The sequence below is a fragment of the Streptomyces sp. NBC_00210 genome, assembly GCF_045160975.1.
GTDB lineage: Bacteria > Actinomycetota > Actinomycetes > Streptomycetales > Streptomycetaceae > Streptomyces.
Genome location: NZ_CP108120.1, coordinates 3,339,623 through 3,361,646, shown reverse-complemented (window position 1 = coordinate 3,361,646; position 22,024 = coordinate 3,339,623). Strand labels below are relative to the sequence as shown.

General features: G+C 70.2%; 21 protein-coding genes. 12 read left to right on the top strand and 9 right to left on the bottom strand.

Translation table 11 applies throughout. From position 1 onward, the window contains the following. Window positions 1-27: 27 nt before the first annotated feature. Both OG729_RS15115 and OG729_RS15110 read left to right on the top strand, forming a co-directional pair. Window positions 28-1,467, top strand: coding sequence for an NAD(P)H-quinone dehydrogenase (locus tag OG729_RS15115; RefSeq protein ID WP_405806516.1), 1,440 nt, complete (start codon window positions 28-30; stop codon window positions 1,465-1,467). Between the two features lie 153 nt (window positions 1,468-1,620). Then, a complete protein-coding gene (locus tag OG729_RS15110) occupies window positions 1,621-2,586 on the top strand; it encodes a DeoR/GlpR family DNA-binding transcription regulator (RefSeq protein ID WP_360871506.1) in 966 nt (321 codons plus the stop codon). A 137-nt stretch (window positions 2,587-2,723) separates the two neighbouring features. Here the strand turns inward: OG729_RS15110 and OG729_RS15105 are convergent, their stop codons facing one another. Next, the gene (locus OG729_RS15105; RefSeq protein ID WP_360871898.1) at window positions 2,724-3,275 is read right to left on the bottom strand and encodes a helix-turn-helix domain-containing protein; all 552 of its coding nucleotides are present in this window, start codon (window positions 3,273-3,275) and stop codon (window positions 2,724-2,726) included. Between the two features lie 213 nt (window positions 3,276-3,488). Here OG729_RS15105 and OG729_RS15100 point away from each other — a divergent pair, with 213 nt between their 5' ends. After that, a complete protein-coding gene (locus OG729_RS15100; RefSeq protein WP_405806514.1) occupies window positions 3,489-4,916 on the top strand; it encodes an MFS transporter in 1,428 nt (475 codons plus the stop codon). 75 nt (window positions 4,917-4,991) lie between these two features. On the opposite strand, the gene OG729_RS15095 is transcribed toward OG729_RS15100, so the two are convergent. Next, a complete protein-coding gene (locus OG729_RS15095) occupies window positions 4,992-6,746 on the bottom strand; it encodes an acetyl/propionyl/methylcrotonyl-CoA carboxylase subunit alpha (RefSeq protein ID WP_405806513.1) in 1,755 nt (584 codons plus the stop codon). A gap of 356 nt (window positions 6,747-7,102) precedes the next feature. On the opposite strand from OG729_RS15095, the gene OG729_RS15090 reads away from it, so the two are divergent. After that, window positions 7,103-7,564 (top strand): hypothetical protein, encoded by a 462-nt coding sequence (locus OG729_RS15090; protein WP_360878237.1) that lies wholly within the window; start codon window positions 7,103-7,105, stop codon window positions 7,562-7,564. A gap of 110 nt (window positions 7,565-7,674) precedes the next feature. Here OG729_RS15090 and OG729_RS15085 read toward each other — a convergent pair whose 3' ends face one another. The 5 genes from OG729_RS15085 to OG729_RS15065 all read right to left on the bottom strand — a co-directional run bounded on the left by OG729_RS15085 (window position 7,675) and on the right by OG729_RS15065 (window position 11,042). Continuing rightward, complete coding sequence (locus tag OG729_RS15085; RefSeq protein WP_405806511.1) at window positions 7,675-8,187, bottom strand: hypothetical protein; 513 nt, start codon at window positions 8,185-8,187, stop codon at window positions 7,675-7,677. 120 nt (window positions 8,188-8,307) lie between these two features. After that, a complete protein-coding gene (locus OG729_RS15080) occupies window positions 8,308-8,919 on the bottom strand; it encodes a Maf family protein (protein WP_405806510.1) in 612 nt (203 codons plus the stop codon). A gap of 20 nt (window positions 8,920-8,939) precedes the next feature. Then, the gene (gene mmpB, locus OG729_RS15075; protein ID WP_360878246.1) at window positions 8,940-9,068 is read right to left on the bottom strand and encodes a morphogenic membrane protein MmpB; all 129 of its coding nucleotides are present in this window, start codon (window positions 9,066-9,068) and stop codon (window positions 8,940-8,942) included. A 154-nt stretch (window positions 9,069-9,222) separates the two neighbouring features. Beyond that, window positions 9,223-9,429, bottom strand: a complete 207-nt coding sequence (locus tag OG729_RS15070; RefSeq protein WP_360878249.1) for an acyl-CoA carboxylase epsilon subunit — start codon at window positions 9,427-9,429, stop codon at window positions 9,223-9,225. Window positions 9,430-9,461: 32 nt separating this feature from the next. Beyond that, on the bottom strand, window positions 9,462-11,042 hold the full coding sequence (locus OG729_RS15065; RefSeq protein WP_360878253.1) for an acyl-CoA carboxylase subunit beta: 1,581 nt from the start codon (window positions 11,040-11,042) through the stop codon (window positions 9,462-9,464). Between the two features lie 127 nt (window positions 11,043-11,169). On the opposite strand from OG729_RS15065, the gene OG729_RS15060 reads away from it, so the two are divergent. The 5 genes from OG729_RS15060 (at window position 11,170) to hutH (ending at window position 17,438) form a co-directional block, all read left to right on the top strand. Next, on the top strand, window positions 11,170-12,030 hold the full coding sequence (locus tag OG729_RS15060; protein ID WP_360878256.1) for a biotin--[acetyl-CoA-carboxylase] ligase: 861 nt from the start codon (window positions 11,170-11,172) through the stop codon (window positions 12,028-12,030). Window positions 12,031-12,146: 116 nt separating this feature from the next. Beyond that, window positions 12,147-13,517 carry an adenylate/guanylate cyclase domain-containing protein gene (locus OG729_RS15055; protein WP_405806507.1) on the top strand — a complete coding sequence of 457 codons (1,371 nt, stop codon included), beginning with the start codon at window positions 12,147-12,149 and terminating at the stop codon, window positions 13,515-13,517. Window positions 13,518-13,623: 106 nt separating this feature from the next. Continuing rightward, entirely contained in the window at window positions 13,624-14,418 is a 795-nt protein-coding gene (locus OG729_RS15050) for an enoyl-CoA hydratase-related protein (protein WP_360878263.1), read from the top strand. 62 nt (window positions 14,419-14,480) lie between these two features. Next, window positions 14,481-15,731 (top strand): diguanylate cyclase, encoded by a 1,251-nt coding sequence (locus tag OG729_RS15045; protein ID WP_405806506.1) that lies wholly within the window; start codon window positions 14,481-14,483, stop codon window positions 15,729-15,731. Between the two features lie 165 nt (window positions 15,732-15,896). Then, window positions 15,897-17,438 (top strand): histidine ammonia-lyase, encoded by a 1,542-nt coding sequence (hutH, locus tag OG729_RS15040; RefSeq protein WP_360878472.1) that lies wholly within the window; start codon window positions 15,897-15,899, stop codon window positions 17,436-17,438. A gap of 127 nt (window positions 17,439-17,565) precedes the next feature. Here the strand turns inward: hutH and OG729_RS15035 are convergent, their stop codons facing one another. Next, window positions 17,566-17,841, bottom strand: coding sequence for a hypothetical protein (locus OG729_RS15035; protein WP_405806505.1), 276 nt, complete (start codon window positions 17,839-17,841; stop codon window positions 17,566-17,568). 108 nt (window positions 17,842-17,949) lie between these two features. Between OG729_RS15035 and OG729_RS15030 the strand changes: the two genes are divergently transcribed. Together OG729_RS15030 and OG729_RS15025 are read left to right on the top strand one after the other, a co-directional pair. Continuing rightward, window positions 17,950-18,267: a hypothetical protein gene (locus OG729_RS15030; RefSeq protein ID WP_360878272.1), complete on the top strand. Its 318-nt coding sequence runs from the start codon at window positions 17,950-17,952 to the stop codon at window positions 18,265-18,267. 171 nt (window positions 18,268-18,438) lie between these two features. Next, window positions 18,439-19,701: an Ig-like domain-containing protein gene (locus OG729_RS15025; protein ID WP_360878275.1), complete on the top strand. Its 1,263-nt coding sequence runs from the start codon at window positions 18,439-18,441 to the stop codon at window positions 19,699-19,701. A gap of 174 nt (window positions 19,702-19,875) precedes the next feature. On the opposite strand, the gene OG729_RS15020 is transcribed toward OG729_RS15025, so the two are convergent. After that, the gene (locus tag OG729_RS15020; protein WP_405806503.1) at window positions 19,876-20,772 is read right to left on the bottom strand and encodes a helix-turn-helix transcriptional regulator; all 897 of its coding nucleotides are present in this window, start codon (window positions 20,770-20,772) and stop codon (window positions 19,876-19,878) included. A 118-nt stretch (window positions 20,773-20,890) separates the two neighbouring features. Here OG729_RS15020 and OG729_RS15015 point away from each other — a divergent pair, with 118 nt between their 5' ends. Then, window positions 20,891-21,934 carry an NAD(P)-dependent alcohol dehydrogenase gene (locus OG729_RS15015; RefSeq protein WP_405806502.1) on the top strand — a complete coding sequence of 348 codons (1,044 nt, stop codon included), beginning with the start codon at window positions 20,891-20,893 and terminating at the stop codon, window positions 21,932-21,934. The last annotated feature ends 90 nt before the right edge of the window (window positions 21,935-22,024 follow it).

Here is a 22,024-nt window from a genome sequence, read left to right as displayed (position 1 = left end):
CGAACGAGAGCGCGAGGCGTAACCCCAGTGACCCGGATCGTGATCATCGGCGGCGGACCCGGCGGATACGAGGCGGCCCTGGTGGGCGCCCAGCTCGGCGCGGAGGTGACCGTCGTCGACTGCGACGGCCTCGGCGGCGCCTCGGTGCTGACCGACTGCGTACCGTCGAAGACCCTCATCGCCACCGCAGAGGTGATGACCACCTTCGACTCCTCCTACGAAGAGCTCGGCATCATCGTCGCCGACGACACCCCGCCGCTCGAGCAGGCCGCGCGCGTCGTCGGTGTCGATCTCGGCAAGGTCAACCGACGCGTGAAGCGCCTCGCGCTCGCCCAGTCCCACGACATCACGGCCTCCGTCACCCGGGCCGGCGCGCGTGTGCTGCGCGGCCGCGGGCGGCTGGAGGGCCAGCAGGCGATGGACGGCTCCCGCACGGTGGTCGTGCGCGCGGCGGACGGCACCGAGGAGCGGCTGACCGCCGACGCGGTGCTGATCGCGACCGGCGGTCACCCGCGCGAGATCCCGGATGCGCTCCCCGACGGTGAGCGCATTCTCAACTGGACGCAGGTGTACGACCTGGACGAGCTCCCCGAGGAGCTCATCGTGGTCGGCTCCGGCGTCACCGGCGCCGAGTTCGCCGGCGCGTACCAGGCGCTCGGCTCCCGGGTGACCCTCGTCTCGTCCCGCGACCGCGTGCTGCCCGGCGAGGACCCGGACGCCGCGGCCGTCCTCGAGGACGTCTTCCGCCGCCGCGGTATGAACGTCATGGCCCGCTCCCGCGCCGAGTCCGCCAAGCGCGTGGGCGACCGCGTCGAGGTCACGCTCTCCGACGGCCGGGTCATCTCCGGCTCGCACTGTCTGATGGCGGTCGGCGCGATCCCGAACTCCGCGGGGATGGGCCTGGAGGAGGCCGGGGTCCGGCTCAAGGACTCGGGCCACATCTGGACCGACAAGGTCTCCCGTACGACCTCGCCCGGTGTGTACGCCGCCGGTGACGTCACCGGAGTCTTCGCACTCGCCTCGGTCGCGGCCATGCAGGGACGTATCGCGATGTACCACTTCCTGGGCGACGCGGTGCAGCCGCTGAACCTGAAGACCGTCTCGTCGAACGTCTTCACCGACCCGGAGATCGCGACGGTCGGCTACAGCCAGGCGGACGTGGACGCGGGCAAGATCGACGCCCGGTCCGTCAAACTGCCGCTGCTGCGCAACCCGCGCGCGAAGATGCAGGGCATCCGGGACGGCTTCGTCAAGATTTTCTGCCGTCCGGGGACGGGAATCGTGGTCGGTGGCGTGGTCGTCTCACCGCGTGCCAGCGAGCTGATCCATCCCATCTCGATCGCGGTCGACAACAATCTGACGGTGGAACAGATCGCAAACGCTTTCACCGTGTACCCGTCTCTGTCGGGGTCGATCGCCGAGGTGGCGCGGCAGTTGCACACCCGGAAGGCCGCGGGCGAGGCGTGATGCAGGCGTAAACCTGAAGAACCTGGGCACTTCGCGCACCGACTGATCAACTTCGGGGCTGTCCATACCACTTGGCGGCCGCCGCCGTGCACTACTTGGGTTATTCGGCGCATAATGCTGAAACCTTCGGCCGGTCAGGTTACTGTCAGTTTCGTGTTCGCTGCAGAACGTCGCCAATTGATCCTCGAAATGGTGCGCGCCAACGGGGCCGTGTCGCTCCGTGAGCTCGCCCGCGTCGTCCAGACCTCCGAAGTGACCGTACGGCGGGACGTGCGGGCACTGGAGGCAGAAGGACTCCTCGACCGCCGGCACGGCGGTGCGGTACTGCCGGGCGGTTTTACGCGGGAGTCCGGCTTTCCGCAGAAATCCCTGTCCGCGACCGCGGAGAAGACGGCCATCGCCGATCTCGCCGCGGGCCTCGTCGAAGAGGGCGAGGCCATCGTGGTCGGCGCGGGGACGACCACGCAGGAGCTGGCTCGCCGGCTTGCGCGCGTCCCCGGGCTGACCGTTGTCACCAACTCCCTGCTGGTGGCGCAGGCGCTGGCCCATGCCAATCGGGTCGAAGTCGTCATGACGGGAGGGACGCTGCGCGGCTCCAATTACGCGCTGGTGGGCAGCGGGGCGGAGCAGTCCCTGCAGGGCCTGCGGGTCTCCCGTGCGTTCCTCTCCGGCAGTGGCCTGACGGCCGAACGTGGCCTGTCCACGTCCAACATGCTCTCCGCGAGCGTGGACCGCGCGCTGGTCCAGGCGGCGGGGGAGGTCGTCGTCCTTGCGGACCACACCAAGCTCGGCACCGACACGATGTTCCAGACGGTGCCGACGGATGTGATCACACGGCTGGTCACGGACGAGCCGCCGACGCATGACGACCGGGCGGGTACGGAGCTGCAGGCGCTGGCGGACCAAGGGGTCCAGATCGCGGTTGCGGGTCCCGAGGACGCCGGCGGTGACGGCGTCCAGACGGGGCGAGGGCCTCGCCGGGACGTGCCGCTCCCGGGCCAACGCCGCACGCGCGGTGGCGGCGCCGGCCCCCAACTGCGCACCGCGACGGGCGCACTTGCGGACACGCCCCCGCCGCCGGAACGTTCGGCCAGGGTGGCGGACCTCCGCCGCCGCTGAGGCTTCGGCGGGGGTGGTTTGTGCGGGGTGCCGTCGTGCGGCCGGGGTTCTTTCCCCCACCCCGGCCTCCCTCGGCGCTTCGCCTGGGGGAGGGCGGGGTGGGGAACAGGCCCCGCCCAGCGGCACGCCCGCGCCCCCTACTCCGCCGCCTTCAACCCTCGCAGCGTCAGCATCAGCAACCGGTCCGCCAACTCCGGATCCCCCGGCTCCTCCTCCGCCGCCAACGCAATCGCGTTCGTCAGCTGCATCAGATCCCCGATCGACACATCCCCCCGCACCGCCCCGCTCTCCTGCGCCCGCACCAGCAGCCGCTCGCCCGCCTCCCGCATCGGCACGCTGCACTGCGACAGCGCCGAACTCTCGTCGTGCGAAGCCGACATGAGCGCCCGCGCCAGACCGCGGTACTCACCCGCATGAGTGATGATGGCGCGCAACCACTCCACCAGCGCCCCGCACGGCTGCTCGGCCGAAGACAGTTCGCGGGAGCGCTGCAGCAGTGAGGTCAGCGCCTCCTGGAAGACCGCGCTCATCATCGCGTGGCGGTTGGGGAAGTGCCGGTACAGCGTGCCGATACCCACACCCGAGCGGCGTGCGATCTCCTCGAGCGATGCATCGGTGCCGTGTTCGGCGAAGACGACACGGGCTTCGGTCAGCAGCCGTTCGTAGTTGCGGCGCGCATCGGCCCGCATCGGCCGTGCCGAGCCCGCTGCCGTACCCGTACCCGTACTCGGACTTGTGCCCGTACCCGTACCGGTCGACGTACTCGTCGCCATCGCGCCGTCCTCCCTGAGTCCGCCCCCGACGTCCAGTGTCCAGGATGCCATTGCAGAACCGGAGGAACCCTCCGTATCTTAATCGGAGGAACCCTCCGTATACTGTCGTCCCCTGGAGGCACCACCGCCATGCCCACCGCCGACGTAGTCGCATCCGAGCACTCCGCACTCCCGCGCCCCCGTCACCGGTCCGCCCTCGCGCTCACTCTGATCCTGACCTGCCAGATGATGCTGATGCTCGACGCGACCGTCGTGAACATCGCCCTGCCCGACATCGGCGAGGAACTCGGCTTCAGCTCCGCCGGGCTGTCCTGGGTGCTCAACGCCTACACCCTCGCCTTCGGCGGGCTCCTCCTCATCGGCGGCCGGATCGGCGATCTCATCGGCCGCCGCCGGTCTCTCTGCATCGGCGTACTCGCCTTCACCGCCGCCTCCCTCTTCGGCGGTCTCGTCGACAGCGCCGGCCTGCTGCTCTTCGCCCGCGCCGTACAGGGCGCCGCCGCCGCGCTCACCGCCCCGTCCACCCTCGCGCTGGTCGCCACCACCTTCGGCGAGGGGCGCGAACGCGACCGCGCGCTCAGCCTGTTCACCGGGATGGCCGCCGCGGGCTCCGCGATCGGCATGATCCTCGGCGGCATCCTCACCGAGGCGGGCTCCTGGCGCTGGACGCTGTTCATCAACGTGCCCGTCGGTCTCGCCGTCGCCGCGCTCATCCCGCTCGGCATCGCCGAGACCGAGCGCCATCGCGCCCGTTTCGACCTCGTCGGCGCGCTCACCGGCACCGCCGCCGTGACCGCCCTCGTCTACGCCTTCATCCGCGCCGCCGACCACGGCTGGGGCGACGGGCAGGTCACCTGGGCCTTCGCTGCAGCGGCCGTGCTGCTGCCCGTCTTCCTCCTCGTGGAGCGCCGGGTCCGGCAGCCCGTCGTACCGCTCGAACTCTTCGCCGTACGCAATCGAGTCATCGCATACGCCGGGATGCTGCTGGTGCCCGCCGCGATGTTCGGGGTCTTCTACTTCGACACCCAGTACTTCCAATTCGTGCGCGACTACAGCCCATTGCGCGCCGGTGTCGCCTTCCTGCCGCTCGCCGTCGGCATCTTCGTCGCCTCGACCTTCGCCGGGAGGCTGCTCGCCCGCCACGGCCTGAAGAAGGTCGCGGGGACGGGACTCGCGCTCGCCGTCGCGGGAGTGCTGTGGCAGTCCACCCTCTCCACCGGCAGCGGCTACTGGACCACGCTCTTCGTCCCGCTCGCCGTGAACGGCTTCGGCGTCGGACTTGTCTTCATGCCGCTGAGCGTCCTCATCCTGAGCGGCATCCGCCTCGACCAGGCGGGCGCCGCGTCAGGTCTGATGCAGACCATGCAGCAGGTCGGCGGCGCGCTCGGGCTCTCGGCGCTGGTCACGGTGTACGGAAGCGCCGTGCGCGGCTCGGGCGGCTCGGGCCCGGAAGCGATGGCGGAGGGCTTCTCGGCAGGGCTGCTGGCGGCCGCGGCCTTCATGACGGTCGCGCTGGTCCTGCTCCTGCTGTCCCGGACCGCGGCCGACCGGGCCTGAACATCCTGAACGTACGTGTGTGGGGCCTGCCCGTTGACATACCGGGCAGGCCCCACACACGTACTCGGCAGGACGTCAGTCCTTGATCTCGCAGATGGTGGCGCCGGAGGAGATGGAGGCGCCGACTTCTGCCGCCAGTGCCTTGATGGTGCCGGAGCGGTGTGCGTTCAGCGGCTGTTCCATCTTCATGGCTTCCAGGACGACGACGAGGTCGCCCTCGTTGACTTCCTGGCCTTCCTCGACGGCGACCTTGACGATGGTGCCCTGCATCGGGGAGGCGAGGGTGTCGCCGGAGGCCGCGGAGGCGGACTTCTTGGCGGCGCGGCGCTTGGGCTTGGCGCCGGCGGCCAGGCCGGTGCGGGCCAGCGTCATGCCGAGCGAGGAGGGCAGGGAGACCTCGAGGCGCTTGCCGCCGACCTCGACGATGACGGTCTCGCGGCCCGGCTCGTCCTCGGTCTCCGCCTCGGTGGGCGCGGCGAACGGCTTGATCTCGTTGACGAACTCGGTCTCGATCCACCGGGTGTGGACGGTGAACGGGTCGGCGGTGAAGGCGGGGTCGGTGACGACCGCGCGGTGGAAGGGGATGGCGGTGGCCATGCCCTCCACCTGGAACTCCGCCAGCGCGCGGGAGGCGCGCTGCAGCGCCTGCCGGCGGGTGGCGCCGGTGACGATCAGCTTGGCGAGCAGCGAGTCCCAGGCCGGGCCGATCACGCTGCCGGACTCCACGCCCGCGTCCAGGCGCACGCCGGGGCCGCTGGGCGGGTTGAAGGCGGTGACGGTGCCGGGGGCGGGGAGGAAGCCCCGGCCGGGGTCTTCGCCGTTGATGCGGAATTCGAAGGAGTGGCCGCGGATGGCGGGGTCGTCGTAGCCGAGTTCCTCGCCGTCGGCGATGCGGAACATCTCGCGGACCAGGTCGATGCCGGTGACCTCTTCGGTGACCGGGTGCTCGACCTGCAGGCGGGTGTTGACCTCGAGGAACGAGATCGTGCCGTCGACTCCGACGAGGAACTCGACGGTGCCGGCGCCGACGTAGCCGGCTTCCTTGAGGATGGCTTTGGAGGCGGCGTACAGCTGGTCGTTCTGGGCCTGGGACAGGAAGGGGGCCGGGGCCTCCTCCACCAGTTTCTGGTGGCGGCGCTGCAGGGAGCAGTCACGGGTGGAGACGACGACGACGTTGCCGTGGGAGTCGGCCAGGCACTGGGTCTCCACGTGGCGGGGCTTGTCGAGGTAGCGCTCGACGAAGCACTCGCCGCGGCCGAACGCGGCAACGGCCTCGCGCACCGCGGAGTCGTACAGCTCCGGCACCTCTTGCAGCGTGCGGGCGACCTTCAGACCACGGCCGCCGCCGCCGAATGCTGCCTTGATCGCGATGGGCAGGCCGTGCTCCTCGGCGAAGGCGACGACCTCGTCGGCACCGGAGACCGGGTCGGGGGTGCCCGCGACCAGCGGGGCGCCGGCGCGCTGGGCGATGTGGCGGGCGGCGACCTTGTCACCCAGATCGCGGATGGCCTGCGGGGGCGGGCCGATCCAGGTCAGACCGGCGTCCAGGACGGCCTGGGCGAAGTCGGCGTTCTCCGAGAGGAAGCCGTATCCGGGGTGGATGGCGTCCGCGCCGGAGTCCTTTGCGGCCTGGAGCACCTTGGCCATGTCCAGATAGCTGGTGGCCGGGGTGTCACCGCCCAGGGCGAACGCTTCGTCGGCCGCGCGGACATGCAGCGCATCCCGGTCCGGATCGGCGTAGACGGCTACGCTCGCGATCTGGGCGTCCCGGCAAGCACGGGCAACGCGGACAGCGATTTCGCCACGGTTGGCGATGAGCACCTTGCGCACGATGGCTCCCTCCTTGAAACAAGCTGAGTTTAGGGACTGCCGACACGGCCTTACGACCCGTCCCCATTGGTGAGCTTGCCCACACGGAGCGTGATTCGAGGCTCGCGCAAGTCGCGAAATCCCTTGTCGCACCACGGTACGACGGGTTTCTCCCTCGCACAGTAGACCTACGGTGTGGCACTGGTCTCTGTTCGAGAGACCAGCCGCCCAACGGGTTTCTTTGTTGAGTCCCTACGAATGGCCCAACGATTCTTTGCCGTGAGACCGGGCGTGCCAAGACCCTTGTCCAGAGGTTTACCCGTTAGTAGCGTTCGCGATGTCGTACGTACTTCCGGTAACTGAGGGTTGGGGGCGCCGTGGCGCGCAGGCCGGTGGCCGTGGTGGCCGCGATTGTTCTGCTGGTGGAGGCCGTCGGCATCGTGGTGATCAACGGCATCCTCGCCACGTTCGTCGACAAGCAGGACATGTCGCTCGCCGATCTGGACCCGGACGCGATGGTCACGGGGACCTGGGTGATGGGCGGCGTGTTCGGCCTCTACCTCGCGGCGTGCGGCGTGGTGGCCCTGCTGGCCGGTCTGCGCGACCGGGCCCCGGGCCGCGTCGCGCGGATCCTGTTGATCAGCTGCGCCATCACCCATGGCGTGCTGGGCGCACTGACGGTGGGCCTGGTCGGCTGGGACGCCTTCGCGTTCATGATGGTGGTGCTGGGCCTGATCGTGCTGACGCTGGTGGCGTACGGCAGGGAGAGGCCGCCGGTGGAGGACGCCCCGGCGGCCAAGGACGGCGCGGCGCCCACGAATGGTGCTGCGCCCGCGTGAGGAGGCGTCCGGGTCGGACGCTGTGAACCGTCCGGTGGGCGAGGAGGCGTCGGGCTGAGGCGTCTCATGCGCAGCCTCACGCCCCGCCGAACGCATCGCCTCGGCAGGCATCAACCCCGCCGGGCCAAGTCCCGCGCAGCCCCCGCGTGCCCGAGGGCGACGCCCGCCGCGATCACCGCGAGGAACAGCAGCACAGCGATCGCCGGATTCACGAACGCGGGCACGAAGTCGTGGGTGTACCCGTCGGACCAGTTACAGGTCGAGCTGACCGGGAAGAGACTGTCCTGCATCCGCTCCAAATTCGCGCGGGCGATCCCGGAGGAGTTCCCGTACCGCTCGGTTGCGCAGGTATAGGACTCGTTCTCCAGCCGGATGCAGCACATGAGCCCGTACACATGGAGCGCCAGCGCGACCGTCACGCACACCACCGCCACGTCCCGCAGCGTTCCCGGGAGCGTCGGGGCGGCAAAGCCGCGACGGGCGATGAACGTCGGGAACAGATACGCGCAGAGCGTGATCAGGACGAGCAGCCCGAGGACGATGATCCCCAGGACGGCAACGCCGTTCTGGCCGGTGTCCGTTGCCAGCCGGACCGTCTGGGGAGCCGTGGAGGTCAGACGCATGCTGCTCATCCTGCATCAGCGAACGTCCGACCGTCTGGAGTACTCGTGACGAACGTTCAATGCCGGGCGGACCGTGGCGAGTTGCCCGGCCTGTCGCACGGGCGCCGGCCCGGCGGAATCTCAGGCCCACAGATCGGTGATCGAGTGCCCCAGTTCGGCCAGCAGCTTGCGCAGCATCGGCAGTGAGAGGCCGATGACATTGCCGTGGTCGCCGTCGATGCCTTCGATGAAGGGCGCCGAGCGGCCGTCCAGGGTGAACGCGCCCGCCACATGCAGCGGTTCGCCGCTGGCGACGTAGCTGGCGATCTCGGCGTCGGACGGGTGGCCGAAGCGCACGACGGTGGACGCGGTCGCCGAGGCGTAGTGGCCGGTGGCGGTGTCGTAGACGCAGTGCCCCGTCTGCAGAGTGCCCGCGCGGCCGCGCATCGACTTCCAGCGGGCGATGGCCTCCTCCTCGTCGGCCGGCTTGCCGAACGCATGGCCGTCGAGGTCGAGTACGGAGTCGCAGCCGATGACGAGCGCCCGGCTCCTGATCACATCGGCCCGGGCGGCCACGACGGATGCCTTGGCCTCCGCGAGTGCCAGCGCCAGCTCGGCCGGAGTGGGCGCGGAGACGGCGTCCTCGTCGACGCCGCTGACGATCACATCGGGGGCGAGTCCGGCCTGCCGCAGCAGGTTGAGGCGGGCGGGGGAGGCGGAGGCGAGGACGAGTCGGCGACGCTGATCGGTCATAGGACCATCGTAGGTGGCGATCAGTGGAGGCCGACCACGAACATCGCAAGCACCATTGCCAGTGCCAGCACGAGGCCCACGCGGCGCATCATCGCCTGCGTCTCACGCAGTTCCTCGGGGGGCTCGTTCTCCGGGTCGGACCACAGCATGCCTTCGATAGTGCTGCGGGGGCGGGGCGAGCGCCTGAGTACGGGTACTCAACCGCGGGGGTGAGAGTGGGCCATTTTCTGGGGCTTCGCCCCACACCCCGCGCACGCCCGAAGAGAGCGTTTGGAGGTATGAGGGCGAAGCCCCACGTGTCGGCTACACCGGCCAGTAGCTGCGCGCCCACGCCCGGGGACCCGGCAGTGGCCTGCGCGTCCTTGCGATGCGCGCCGGGTCCGACCACTCTTCGGGCGGCGGTGCTGACCCCTCCACCGTGGAGGCCGACGCCGCGGCGCGCGCCCGGACCACCGCCAGTGCGGCGGCAAGCTCCTCCGGGGTCGGGTTTCCTCGTACGACCCTGATCATCGTCAGGCCCCTTCCTGAAGTCCCTTGGCGTCCTAGAGCGGGATGTTGCCGTGCTTCTTCGGCGGCAGGCTTTCCCGCTTCGTACGCAGCTGGCGCAGACCCCTCACGATGTGCGCCCGCGTGTCCGAGGGCATGATCACCGAGTCGACATAGCCGCGCTCGGCCGCGATGTACGGGTTGAGGAGCGTGTCCTCGTAGTCCTGGATCAGCTCCGCGCGCGTCACCTCGACGTCCTCCGCGGCCGCGATGGTGCGGCGGTGCAGGATGTTCACCGCGCCCTGCGCCCCCATCACCGCGATCTGCGCGGTCGGCCAGGCGAGGTTCAGGTCCGCGCCCAGGTGCTTGGAGCCCATGACGTCGTACGCGCCGCCGAAGGCCTTCCGAGTGATCACCGTGATCAGCGGGACCGTGGCCTCGGCGTAGGCGTAGATCAGCTTTGCGCCGCGGCGGATGATGCCGCCGTACTCCTGGTCGACGCCGGGCAGGAAGCCGGGCACGTCGACGAAGGTCAGCACGGGGACGTTGAAGGCGTCGCAGGTGCGGACGAAGCGCGCGGCCTTCTCGCTGGCGTTGATGTCGAGACAGCCCGCGAACTGCATCGGCTGGTTGGCGACGATGCCGACCGGGTGGCCCTCCACCCGCCCGAAGCCCGTGACGATGTTCGGCGCGAACATCGCCTGGGTCTCCAGGAACTCGCCGTCGTCCAGCACATGTTCGATGACTGTGTGGATGTCGTACGGCTGGTTCGCCGAGTCCGGGATGAGGGTGTCGAGCTCCAGGTCCTCGTCGGTCGTCGCGAGATCGGCCTCCTCGGGGAAGGCCGGCGCCTCGGAGAGGTTGTTCGACGGCAGGTACGACAGCAGCGACTTGATGTAGTCGATGGCGTCCTTCTCGTCGCCCGCCATGTGGTGCGCAACGCCCGAGGTGGTGTTGTGCGTACGGGCTCCGCCGAGCTCCTCGAAGCCGACGTCCTCGCCGGTCACCGTCTTGATGACGTCCGGACCCGTGATGAACATGTGGGAGGTCTGGTCGACCATCACCGTGAAGTCGGTGATCGCGGGGGAGTAGACCGCGCCGCCCGCGCAGGGACCCACGATCAGGGAGATCTGCGGGATCACTCCGGAGGCGTGGGTGTTGCGGCGGAAGATCTCACCGTACAGGCCGAGGGCCATGACGCCCTCCTGGATACGGGCGCCGCCGGAGTCGTTGATGCCGATCATCGGGCAGCCCGTCTTCAGGGCGAAGTCCATGACCTTGACGATCTTCTGGCCGTAGACCTCGCCGAGCGCGCCGCCGAAGACCGTGAAGTCCTGCGAGAAAACGGCGACCGGGCGGCCGTCCACCGTGCCGTAGCCGGTGACCACGCCGTCGCCGTACGGGCGGGTCTGCTCAAGCCCGAAATTCGTGGACCGGTGCCTGGCGAATTCGTCGAGCTCCACGAACGAACCCTCGTCCAGCAGCAGCTCGACCCGCTCCCGGGCAGTCAGCTTGCCCTTCGCGTGCTGCTTCTCCACCGCCCGCGCGGAGCCGGCATGCGTCGCCTCGTCGATGCGGCGCTGCAGGTCCGCGAGCTTGCCCGCGGTGGTGTGGATGTCAATCTCGGACTCCGACATCGGGATGCGGCTCCCTGTCCTGGTCAACCTGTCCTGGTCAACGTCAACCGAATGGCTACTGACACGTAGCGTATCGGCGCGCATGGCGCTCGGCAGTGCGGCGTTTGCCACACCTAACCTGGCTTGCATGACGCCTGAGAATGCGCCCGCGAGCCGCTGGAACGACCTGGAACGGCCGCCACTGAACGAGTCCGCGCTGCGCCACGCCCTGCTGCAGCCCGGTGGACTGTGGACCTCACTCGACATCGTGCCCTCGACGGGCTCCACCAATTCCGATCTGGCGGCCCGCGCCGCGTCCCTGGAGGGCGAGGGGGCGGTGCTGGTCGCCGAGGAGCAGACCGCGGGGCGGGGGCGGCTGGACCGCAGCTGGACGTCGCCCGCGCGCTCGGGGCTGTTCCTGTCCGTACTGCTGCGGCCGGGCAATAACGTCCCGACGGAGCGCTGGGGCTGGCTGCCGCTGCTCGCCGGAGTGGCCTGCGCGACCGGTCTTGCGCGGGCCGCGGGCGTCGACATGTCCCTCAAATGGCCCAATGACCTGCTGGTAAAGGTGAACGGCGAGGAGCGCAAGACCGGCGGGATCCTCGCCGAGCGTGCGGGCGACGATGCGGTCGTCGTCGGCATCGGCCTCAATGTCACGCTGCGTGCCGACGAACTCCCTGTCCCGGGGGCCGGCTCGCTCGCCCTGGCGAACGCGATCTCCACCGACCGCGACCCGCTGCTGCGGGCCGTGCTGCGCTCGCTGGAGCAGTGGTACGGGGACTGGCGCGAGGCGGGCGGCGACCCGGGGCTCTCGGGGGTGCAGGAGGCGTACGCGGCGGGCTGCGCGACGCTGGGCCGGCCGGTACGGGCCGAGCTGCCCGGTGAGCGCTCGGTGATCGGCGAGGCGGTGGCGATTGACGGCGACGGGCGACTGGTGCTGAGCACGGAGGGCGGCGGGCGGCAGGCGATCAGCGCGGGCGACATCGTGCACCTGCGGCCGGCCGGCTGAACCCGGTGAACCGGGTGGGCGACCGGGACGTGAGCTAGGGCACACCTGCCGTATCGTTGAGGCGATCGAGCGACAGATCGGCAGGGCATGCGCACGGAACGGGCAGGAGGCGGCTGGTGACCGTCGACGACACCACTTCCGGCGCGGGCGCGGAGCCGCCGCCGGACTCCTCGTCGAATGGGTCGGACGCGTCCGGGTCGGCCCGAGCGTCTGATTCGTCGGAGGCTTCTGGGGCCTCGGAGGACGCCTCCGGGTCGGGCGGTCCCTCGCAGGCCTCTGGCGCCTCGGCGTCGGGCGGTCCGTCGGGGGCGCCAGGCTCGGGTGCCTCGGCCTCGGGTGCCTCGGCCTCGGGTGCCTCGGGCTCTGGTGGTTCGTCGGGGGGCACGTCGTCGTCCGTCCATCCGACGCCGCACCACGAGGTCGACCACACCGCTGAGCCGACCGACGACCCGCTCGCGATCCGGCTCGAGCAGCTGATCCTCGGCGCGGACCGGCGCTACACACCGTTTCAGGCCGCGCGTACGGCCGGGGTCTCGATGGAGCTCGCCTCCCGCTTCTGGCGGGCCATGGGATTCGCGGACATCGGCCAGGCGAAGGCGCTGACCGAGGCCGATGTGCTGGCGTTGCGGCGACTGGCCGGTCTCGTCGAGGCGGGCCTGCTGAGCGAGCCGATGGCCGTCCAGGTGGCCCGCTCGACCGGCCAGACGACCGCCCGGCTTGCGGAATGGCAGATCGACTCCTTCCTGGAGGGGCTGACCGAGCCGCCCGAGCCCGGGATGACGCGTACGGAAGTCACGTACCCCCTGGTGGAACTGCTCCTGCCGGAGCTGGAGGAGTTCCTGGTGTACGTCTGGCGGCGCCAGCTCGCGGCGGCGACCGGGCGGGTGGTCCAGGCGGCGGACGACGAGGAGATGGTCGACCGCCGGCTCGCGGTCGGCTTCGCGGACCTGGTGGGCTTCACCCGGCTGACGCGCCGGCTGGAGGAGGAGGAACTGGGCGAGCTGGTCGAGGCGTTCGAGACCACCTCGGCGGACCTGGTCGCGGCGCACGGCGGCCGGCTGATCAAGACCCTCGGCGACGAAGTGCTGTACGCGGCGGACGACGCGGGCACGGCGGCGGAGATCGCGCTGCGGCTGATAGAGACGATGACGCACGACGAGACGATGCCGGCGCTGCGCGTCGGCATCGCTTTCGGGACGGTGACGACGCGGATGGGCGACGTCTTCGGTACGACGGTGAACCTGGCGAGCCGCCTGACGTCGATAGCGCCGAAGGACGCGGTGCTGGTGGACGGCGCGTTCGCGCAGGAACTGACCCGGACGGGAGACGCGCCGGCCTCGGAGACGCAGGCGGCGGAAGAGGCCGCTGCGGCGGAAAAGGAGGGCGAGGAGCCCCCCACGTACCGCTTCGCGCTCCAACCGATGTGGCAACGCCCGGTGCGCGGCCTGGGCGTGGTCGAGCCCTGGCTGCTCTCCCGACGGCGCTGACCCCTGGGCCCGGGGTCTGGGGCACCAGGCGCGAGGGCGGGCGAGACCTCCGGGCCCGCCCGCGCCTATGATCCGGTGAACCGTCGTTAACCGGGAGGGTGCCGTCATGTCCGAGTCCGAGCAGCGGTTCGGCGAATTCGTCGTCGTACGCCGCCACGAGCACGTCGCCGAGCTCGTCCTCGATCGGCCCAAGGCCATGAACGCCGTCTCGACCGAGATGGCCCGATCCCTCGCCGCCGCCTGTGCCGCGCTCGGTGCGGACCGGGACGTACGCGTCACCGTGCTCACCTCCAGCCACGAGCGCGCCTTCTGCGTCGGCGCCGATCTGAAGGAGCGGAACTCCTTCTCCGACGCCGACTTGGTGCGGCAGCGGCCCACCGCGCGGGCCGCCTACACCGGGGTGCTCGAGCTGCCCATGCCGACCGTCGCCGCCGTGCACGGGTTCGCGCTCGGCGGCGGGTTCGAGCTGGCCCTCGCCTGCGATCTCATCGTCGCCGACGCGACCGCCGTGGTGGGGCTGCCCGAGGTGTCCGTCGGCGTCATCCCCGGCGGCGGCGGCACGCAGCTGCTGCCGCGCCGGGTCGGGGCCGCCCGCGCCGCCGAGCTCGTCTTTACCGCCCGACGCGTGGAGGCGGCCGAGGCGCGGGAGTTGGGGCTCGTCGACCGGCTGGCCGACGACGCCAGGACCGACGCGCTCGCCCTCGCCGCCCGAATCGCCGCGAACTCCCCCGTCGGCCTGCGCGCGGCCAAGCGCGCCCTGCGGCTCGGGCACGGCCTCGATCTGCGGGCCGGCCTGGAGGTCGAGGACGCCGCCTGGCGCTCGGTCGCCTTCTCCGGGGACCGGGCCGAGGGCGTCGCCGCCTTCAACGAGAAGCGGAAGCCGCAGTGGCCCGGCGAGTGACCCCGCAGAAGCCGGGCCAGTACAACTGATCAAATTCGGGCAAACCTCCCTAAGCTGGGGTGATGGCTGAGGATCGGCGGTTGCGAGCCGTAGTGGCGCTGGCGCAGGCAATGGCTGCCGCGCACACCCCGCGCGAGTTCTGGCGGGCAGCGGCGCTCGGCGCGTGCGACGCGCTCGCCGGGTCCTTCGCCGCGCTCTCGGTGTGGGAGCGCGAGCTCGGCCGCCTCAAGGTGCTCGTGAACGCCGGTGAACGGGCCGCGGGCGAGGAGGAGTTCCCCGAGTCGGAGACCTACCCCGTCAACCGCTTCCCCGAGATCGCCGAGTTTCTGCACGAGCAGTGGGCCGGCGGCGGCGAACCGGACGCCTGGGTGGAAACCGCCGACGGCCCGGTCTCCGACGGTCCGGGCTCCGACGGCGTGGTCTCTGACGGCGCGGTCTCCGACGGGCAGGGCCGGCACCATCAGGGGCCGCCTCCCGCCCGCGAAGTGCTGTGGGGGAGGGTCGCGGCCCTGCGCCGCCGCCACCGCGGCTGCTGCGTCGTCGCGCCGATCGTGCTGCACGGCCGGGCCTGGGGCGAGCTGTATGTCGCCAGGCCGCCCGGCGCCCCCGTCTTCGACCGGGACGACGCGGACTTCGCGACCGTCCTCGCCTCCGTGGTGGCCGCCGGGATCGCCCAGACCGAACGCCTCGAAGAGGTCCGCAGGCTCGCTTTCACGGACCCGCTCACCGGCCTCGCCAACCGCCGCGCCGTCGACATAAGGCTCGACGAGGCCCTGGAGCGCTACCGCACGGACGGCTTGGTCGTCAGTCTGGTGGTCTGCGACATCAACGGCCTCAAGCAGGTCAACGACACCCACGGCCACGCTGTCGGTGACCGGCTGCTCGAACGCTTCGGCTCGGTCCTCTCGCTCTGCGGCGCCATGCTGCCCGGCACGCTCGCTGCCCGCCTCGGCGGCGACGAGTTCTGCCTCGTCACGGTCGGCCCCGCCGCGGACGAGGTGGTCCGCGTCGCGGACGAACTCTGCGTCCGCGCGAACGAGTTGGAGCTGGGTGAGGGCGTGGCGTGCGGAGTCGCGTCCACCGGCGACCCGATCGGGCAGGTCCGCTCGTCCCGTCGGCTGTTCCGGCTGGCGGACGCGGCCCAGTACCGGGCGAAGGCGGCCCGCTCGCCGAAGCCTGTGGTCGCGGGCCGTGACGGAACGGTGCTGCGACTCGCCGACGCCCCGCCCCGCCCGCCGCACGAGCGCCGCAGCTTCCGCGCCGCACGGCCCGAGGATGCGCACGAGGCACCTGAGCCCTGGAGTGAGCCCTGAGCTGGGAGTGAGCCCTGGGCTCTGGAGCGAGCTCTGAGCCTGGAGGGGCTGGGCCCTGGAGTGAGCCCTGAGCCCGCCCGGCGGCAGCTGTCAGCGTGTAAGGGTCCAACCCGGCCGCCACTAGTGACAGGTTGCGATTCAGTCCGTACGCTGCTGAATATGGATATGCACACTGTCGTGGTGGGGACGTCTGGTACCACCGCCGAAGACGTCATCGCCGTGGCCCGCGAAGGCGCCCGCATCGAGCTCTCCGCCGAGGCCGTCGCCGCCCTCGCCGCGGCCCGCGGGATCGTGGACGCGCTGGCCGCCAAGCCCGAGCCCGTGTACGGGGTCTCCACCGGATTCGGCGCTCTCGCCAGCCGGCACATCAGCAGCGAGCTCCGCGCCCAGCTGCAGCGCAACATCGTCCGCTCGCACGCCGCCGGCATGGGCCCGCGCGTCGAGCGCGAGGTCGTCCGCGCGCTGATGTTCCTACGCCTGAAGACCGTGGCCTCCGGCCACACCGGCGTACGCCCCGAGGTCGCCCAGACCATGGCGGACGTACTGAACGCAGGCATCACGCCGGTCGTCCACGAGTACGGCTCCCTCGGCTGCTCCGGCGACCTCGCGCCGCTCTCCCACTGCGCGCTCACGCTCATGGGCGAGGGCGACGCCGAGGGCCCCGACGGCGTGGTGAAGCCCGCCGGCGAGCTGCTCGCCGCGCACGGAATCGCCCCCGTCGAGCTCCGCGAGAAGGAGGGCCTCGCCCTCCTCAACGGCACCGACGGCATGCTCGGCATGCTGGTCATGGCCCTCGCCGACCTCCAGCGCCTCTACACCACCGCCGACATCACCGCAGCCCTCTCCCTGGAGGCGCTGCTCGGCACCGACAAGGTGCTCGCCCCCGAGCTGCACGCCATCCGCCCGCACCCGGGCCAGGGCGTCGCCGCGGCGAACATGAGCGCCGTCCTCAAGGGCTCCGGCCTCGTCGGCCACTTCCAGGAGGAAGAGGCCCCCCGCGTCCAGGACGCGTACTCGGTGCGCTGTGCCCCGCAGGTCGCGGGCGCCGGACGGGACACCCTCGCCCACGCCCGCCTGGTCGCCGGCCGTGAGCTCGCCTCCGCCGTCGACAACCCGGTCGTGCTGCCCGACGGCAGGGTGGAGTCCAACGGCAACTTCCACGGCGCGCCCGTGGCGTACGTCCTGGACTTCCTCGCCATCGCCGCTGCGGACCTCGGCTCGATCGCCGAGCGGCGTACGGACCGGCTGCTCGACAAGAACCGCTCGCACGGTCTGCCGCCGTTCCTCGCGGACGACGCGGGCGTGGACTCGGGCCTGATGATCGCCCAGTACACCCAGGCCGCCCTGGTCAGCGAGATGAAGCGGCTCGCCGTGCCTGCCTCGGCCGACTCGATCCCGTCGTCGGCGATGCAGGAGGACCATGTCTCGATGGGCTGGTCGGCCGCGCGCAAGCTGCGTACCGCCGTCGGCAATCTGAACCGGATCCTGGCCGTGGAGCTCTACGCGGCGACCCGCGCCATCGAGCTGCGGCGCCATCTGACCCCCGCGCCCGCCTCACAGGCCGCCATCGCGGCCCTGCGCGCGGCGGGCGTCGAGGGCCCGGGCCCGGACCGTTTCCTCGCGCCGGACCTGGAGGCGGCGGATGCGTTCGTACGGGACGGCAAGCTGATCGCAGCGGTGGAGCCGGTGACGGGCCCGCTGGCCTGATTCGCGTGACTGGGAGCTTCGCCTCCAGACCCCCAGTCCTCACCAGACCCCCAGTCCTCAATCGCCGGACGGGCTGAAAATTTCAGCCTCGTCGGCGATTGAGGTGTGGGTTTGGGGGCGGGCCCAGTCAGAAGAGCGCCGCTCCGTCGCGGCGGCGGACCGAGTACGTCACAAACCCCACGCCTACGCCCAGAAACGTCATCCCGCCGATCAAATACGGCGTGGTGTCGAACGTGCCCGTGTCGGCCAGCGCCAGCTCCTGCGCCGACGTATTCGCGTCAACCCTGTGTCTCTGCACCGCTTCCCGCTCGGACATGGCGTTTGCCGAGGGTACGAACCACAGCGCACACAGCACAGTCCCTGCGGCAGTGGCGGTAAGAAGCGGTCGACGTGCGACGGACACGGACTCGATCCCCCTTGAGGCATCCTCGAATTGGCCGGGTGCGCTGATGCTAGTGAACGCAGCGGGTCGTGGGAAAGCCACGGGATGCAGAGCTCTACCCTCCCTCGTATGACCACTTCTGAGACATCACGATATGTACGGCTTCGAGTGGAATTGGTGCTGGAGGTGGAGGACCCCGACGCACTGACCGGCGCAGCGCTCGAACGCATCGCATCCGACGAGTTCATGCCGGACGAGGAGCGGGCACACGCCAAGTCGGCGGTCCGGGAGGATGCTGCCGAGGCGATCGCGTATCTCGTCGACCCCTTCGACATGGTCAGCGAGGTGCCGGGGGTGGACCTCGCGCAGGCCTCGTGGAGCAGCGAGCAGATCGAGTACGACCCCGATGCGGAGGACTGGGACCTCGACGAGGAAGATGGAGTCTGAACCGGAGCCCGGCAAAATGCGTGGCGTGTTCGAGGCGCGCTGCAACCGGTGAGGCCACGGCTGCGTCGGTGAGTGTCGATGAGTGGTGTTGCCCACATCGAATGGAGATGTGGAACCGGGCATCCCGAAATGGGTGTTTCTTCAAGCAGTGGGTCAGGGGAATCGGCGACGATGGAGAAGCGTGTGATGACGGACAGCAAGCGGCGCAGGGGCCTGATGGCCGCGTCCGCGGTGCTCGGCGGCGTGCTGGTGATATCGGCCTGCAGCGGCGGGGACAAGGGCGGCAGCGCTGACGGCTCGAAGAAGTCGCAGGCCCAGGTCGACGAGGCGGCCGCCAAGGATGCCTCGAAGGCCCGAATAACCATCTCGCCGAAGAACGGCTCCACCAACGCCAGCATCAACAACGGCACCAAGGTCACCGTCAGCGACGGCACGCTGACTCAGGTGACCATGACCGCCGCCGGTGGCAAGGTCGTCAAGGGCACGCTGGCCGGCGACGGCAAGAGCTGGCAGCCGGACGAGCAGCTGGACCGCTCCGCCACGTACAAGATCTCCGCCACGGCGAAGGACTCCGACGGCCGGGAGGCCCACGAGAACTCCTCCTTCACCACGGTCTCGCCCGCGAACAGCTTCATCGGCAACTTCACGCCGGAGGACGGTTCCACCGTTGGCGTCGGCATGCCGGTGTCGATCAACTTCAACAAGGCGATCACCAACAAGAAGGCCGTGCAGTCCGGGATCACCGTGTCGTCGAGCAGCGGCCAGGAAGTCGTCGGCCACTGGTTCAACGGGCAGCGCCTCGACTTCCGCCCCGACCAGTACTGGCAGGAGGGCTCGACCGTCACCCTCAAGCTGAAGCTCGACGGGGTCGAGGGCGCGAACGGCGTCTTCGGTGTCCAGCAGAAGACGGTCACCTTCAAGATCGGCCGTAACCAGGTCTCCACCGTCGACGCGTCGGCCAAGACGATGACGGTCACCCAGGACGGCAAGACGATCAAGACCATCCCGATCTCCGCCGGTGCCCCGGACAACCCGACGTACAACGGCCAGATGGTGATCTCCGAGAAGTTCAAGGAGACCCGGATGGACGGCTCGACGGTCGGCTTCAAGAAGAAGGACGGCAAGGGCGAGTACGACATCAAGGACGTCCCGCACGCGATGCGGCTGTCCACGTCGGGCACGTTCCTCCACGGCAACTACTGGGGTGCCGACTCGATCTTCGGCAGCGCCAACACCAGCCACGGCTGTGTCGGCCTGAACGACGTGAAGGGCGCGGGCGACCCGGGCCAGCCCGCCGCCTGGATGTTCGACAACTCGATGGTCGGCGATGTCGTCATCGTGAAGAACTCCCAGGACAGGACCATCCAGCCCGACAACGGCCTGAACGGCTGGAACATGAGCTGGAGCGCGTGGAAGGCCGGCTCCGCGGTCTGAGCCACTGCGTACGCTGGAGGGCGGCGGCACCCCAGGGGTGCCGCCGCCCTCGTCTGTCCGCTGACTTCCCTATAGGGAACGGGATTTGACGATCACTCAGCGCGTCGACCGCGGCCACTGAGCGGGCCACTCAGCAGGTCGCTCGGTGGGCCACTCAGCAGGTCGCTCGGTGGGTCACTCAGTGGGGCGGTCGGTGGGTCCATCGGCTCGTGCGTCAGATCTCGCATCGGTCACTTCGTCCACGCCCCAGCCGGCCAGCAGCCGCAGCGACTCGGCCGACCGGCTGCCGGGCTCCGCGTGATAGGTGACCAGTGACACGTCGTGCTCGTCGGGCAGCGTCAGCGTCTCGTACGACAGGGTCATCTCGCCCACCAGCGGATGGTGCAGCCGCTTCGCGCCATGGCCCTTCTCCGTGACCGTGTGCGCGGCCCAGAGTCTGCGGAACTCCTCGCTCCTGACCGACAGTTCGCCGATCAGTCCGGGCAGCTGCGGGTCGTCGGCCGAGCAGCCCGCGTACATCCGCAGCACGCTGACGACCTCGGTCGCCTTCGCGTCCCAGTCGACGTACAGATCACGTGCGTTGGGGTCGAGGAAGACGAGCTTGGCCATGTTTCGCTCCTGTGGCGGCAGCGCAGCGATGTCGCCGAGGAGGGCGCGGGCCATCCGGTTCCAGGCCAGGATGTCCAGCCGCCGCCCCAGGACGTACGCGGGCACCCCGTCCATTGCATCGATCAGATGCTGGATCGCGGGCCTCACCTGCTGCGGCCGCCCCATCCGCCGGTGCTTCTTCTGCTTCGGCTTGGCCAGGTGGGTCAGATGGTCGCGCTCGGCTTCGGTCAGCCGCAGCGCCCGCGCTATCGAGTCGAGCACCTCGGTGGACACATTGCGGCCGTTGCCCTGTTCCAGCCGCGTGTAGTACGCGACGGACACCCCGGCGAGCTGGGCCAGCTCCTCACGGCGCAGCCCTGGGACTCGGCGGTGGCGGCCCAGCTGTGGCAGGCCCACGTCCCCGGGCTGCAGCCGGGCGCGGCGGGAGCGGAGGAATTCGCTGAGTTCGGCGCGCTGGTCCATGGAGCCAGTATTACGGCCGGGGAGCCTGACAAGCCTGACCCTGTCAGTGGTACGCACGCGGGACGTAGGCACAACAGAGGGCTGGGTAGCTGGTGCACCTGGCGGCACGCTCGTAGGCATGACCACCACCGTTTCCGCATACGCCGCTCCCGCTGCCAAGGCGCCGCTGGAGCGAACCACCATCCCGCGCCGCTCCGTCGGCGAGCACGACGTACTCATCGAGATCAAGTACGCCGGCATCTGCCACTCCGACATCCACCAGGCACACGACGGCTGGGCCGAGGGCATCTTCCCGATGGTGCCGGGCCACGAGATCGCCGGCATCGTCGCCGAAGTGGGCCCCGGCGTGACGAAGTTCGCGGTGGGCGACCGGGTGGGCGTCGGCTGCATGGTCGACTCCTGCCGTGAGTGCGACAACTGCAGGGCGGGTCTGGAGCAGTACTGCACCGGCGGAAACGTCGCCACGTACAACGCACTCGACAAGAACGGTGAGCCGACCTATGGCGGCTACTCCACCCATATCGTTGTCGACGAGGCCTTCACCCTGCGCATCCCCGACGGCCTGTCGCTGGATGTCGCGGCCCCGCTGCTGTGCGCCGGCATCACCCTCTACTCGCCGCTCGCCCACTGGCAGGCGGGCCCCGGCAAGAACGTCGCCATCGTCGGCCTGGGAGGCCTCGGCCACATGGGTGTCAAGATCGCCCATGCGCTGGGCGCCGAGGTAACGGTGCTCAGCCAGTCGCTGCGCAAGCAGGAGGACGGGCTGAAGCTGGGCGCCGACCACTACTACGCGACCGGCGACGAGTCGACCTTCGAGAAGCTGGCCGGCAGCTTCGACCTGATCGTCTCCACGGTGTCGGCGCCGCTGCCCTTCGACAAGTACCTCTCGCTGCTCAAGACGGACGGCGCGCTGGTGAACGTCGGCGCGCCCGAGGAGCCCGTCTCGCTGAACGTCTTCTCGCTGATGGGCGGCCGCAGGTCCCTCGCGGGCTCGGGCATCGGCGGCATCCGTGAGACCCAGGAGATGCTCGACTTCTGCGCCGGGCACGGCTTGGGCGCGGAGATCGAGCTGATCCGGGCGGACGAGATCAATGAAGCGTACGAGCGGGTGCTGACGAGCGACGTCCGCTACCGCTTTGTGATCGACGTGGCGACGATCTAGCTAGGCGTCGTCGTTCCCGGTGCCCCGGTCGCGGCGGATCCGCTTTGTGCGGATCCACCGCAACCGGGGCGTCGCGGCTCGCGGCCCAGG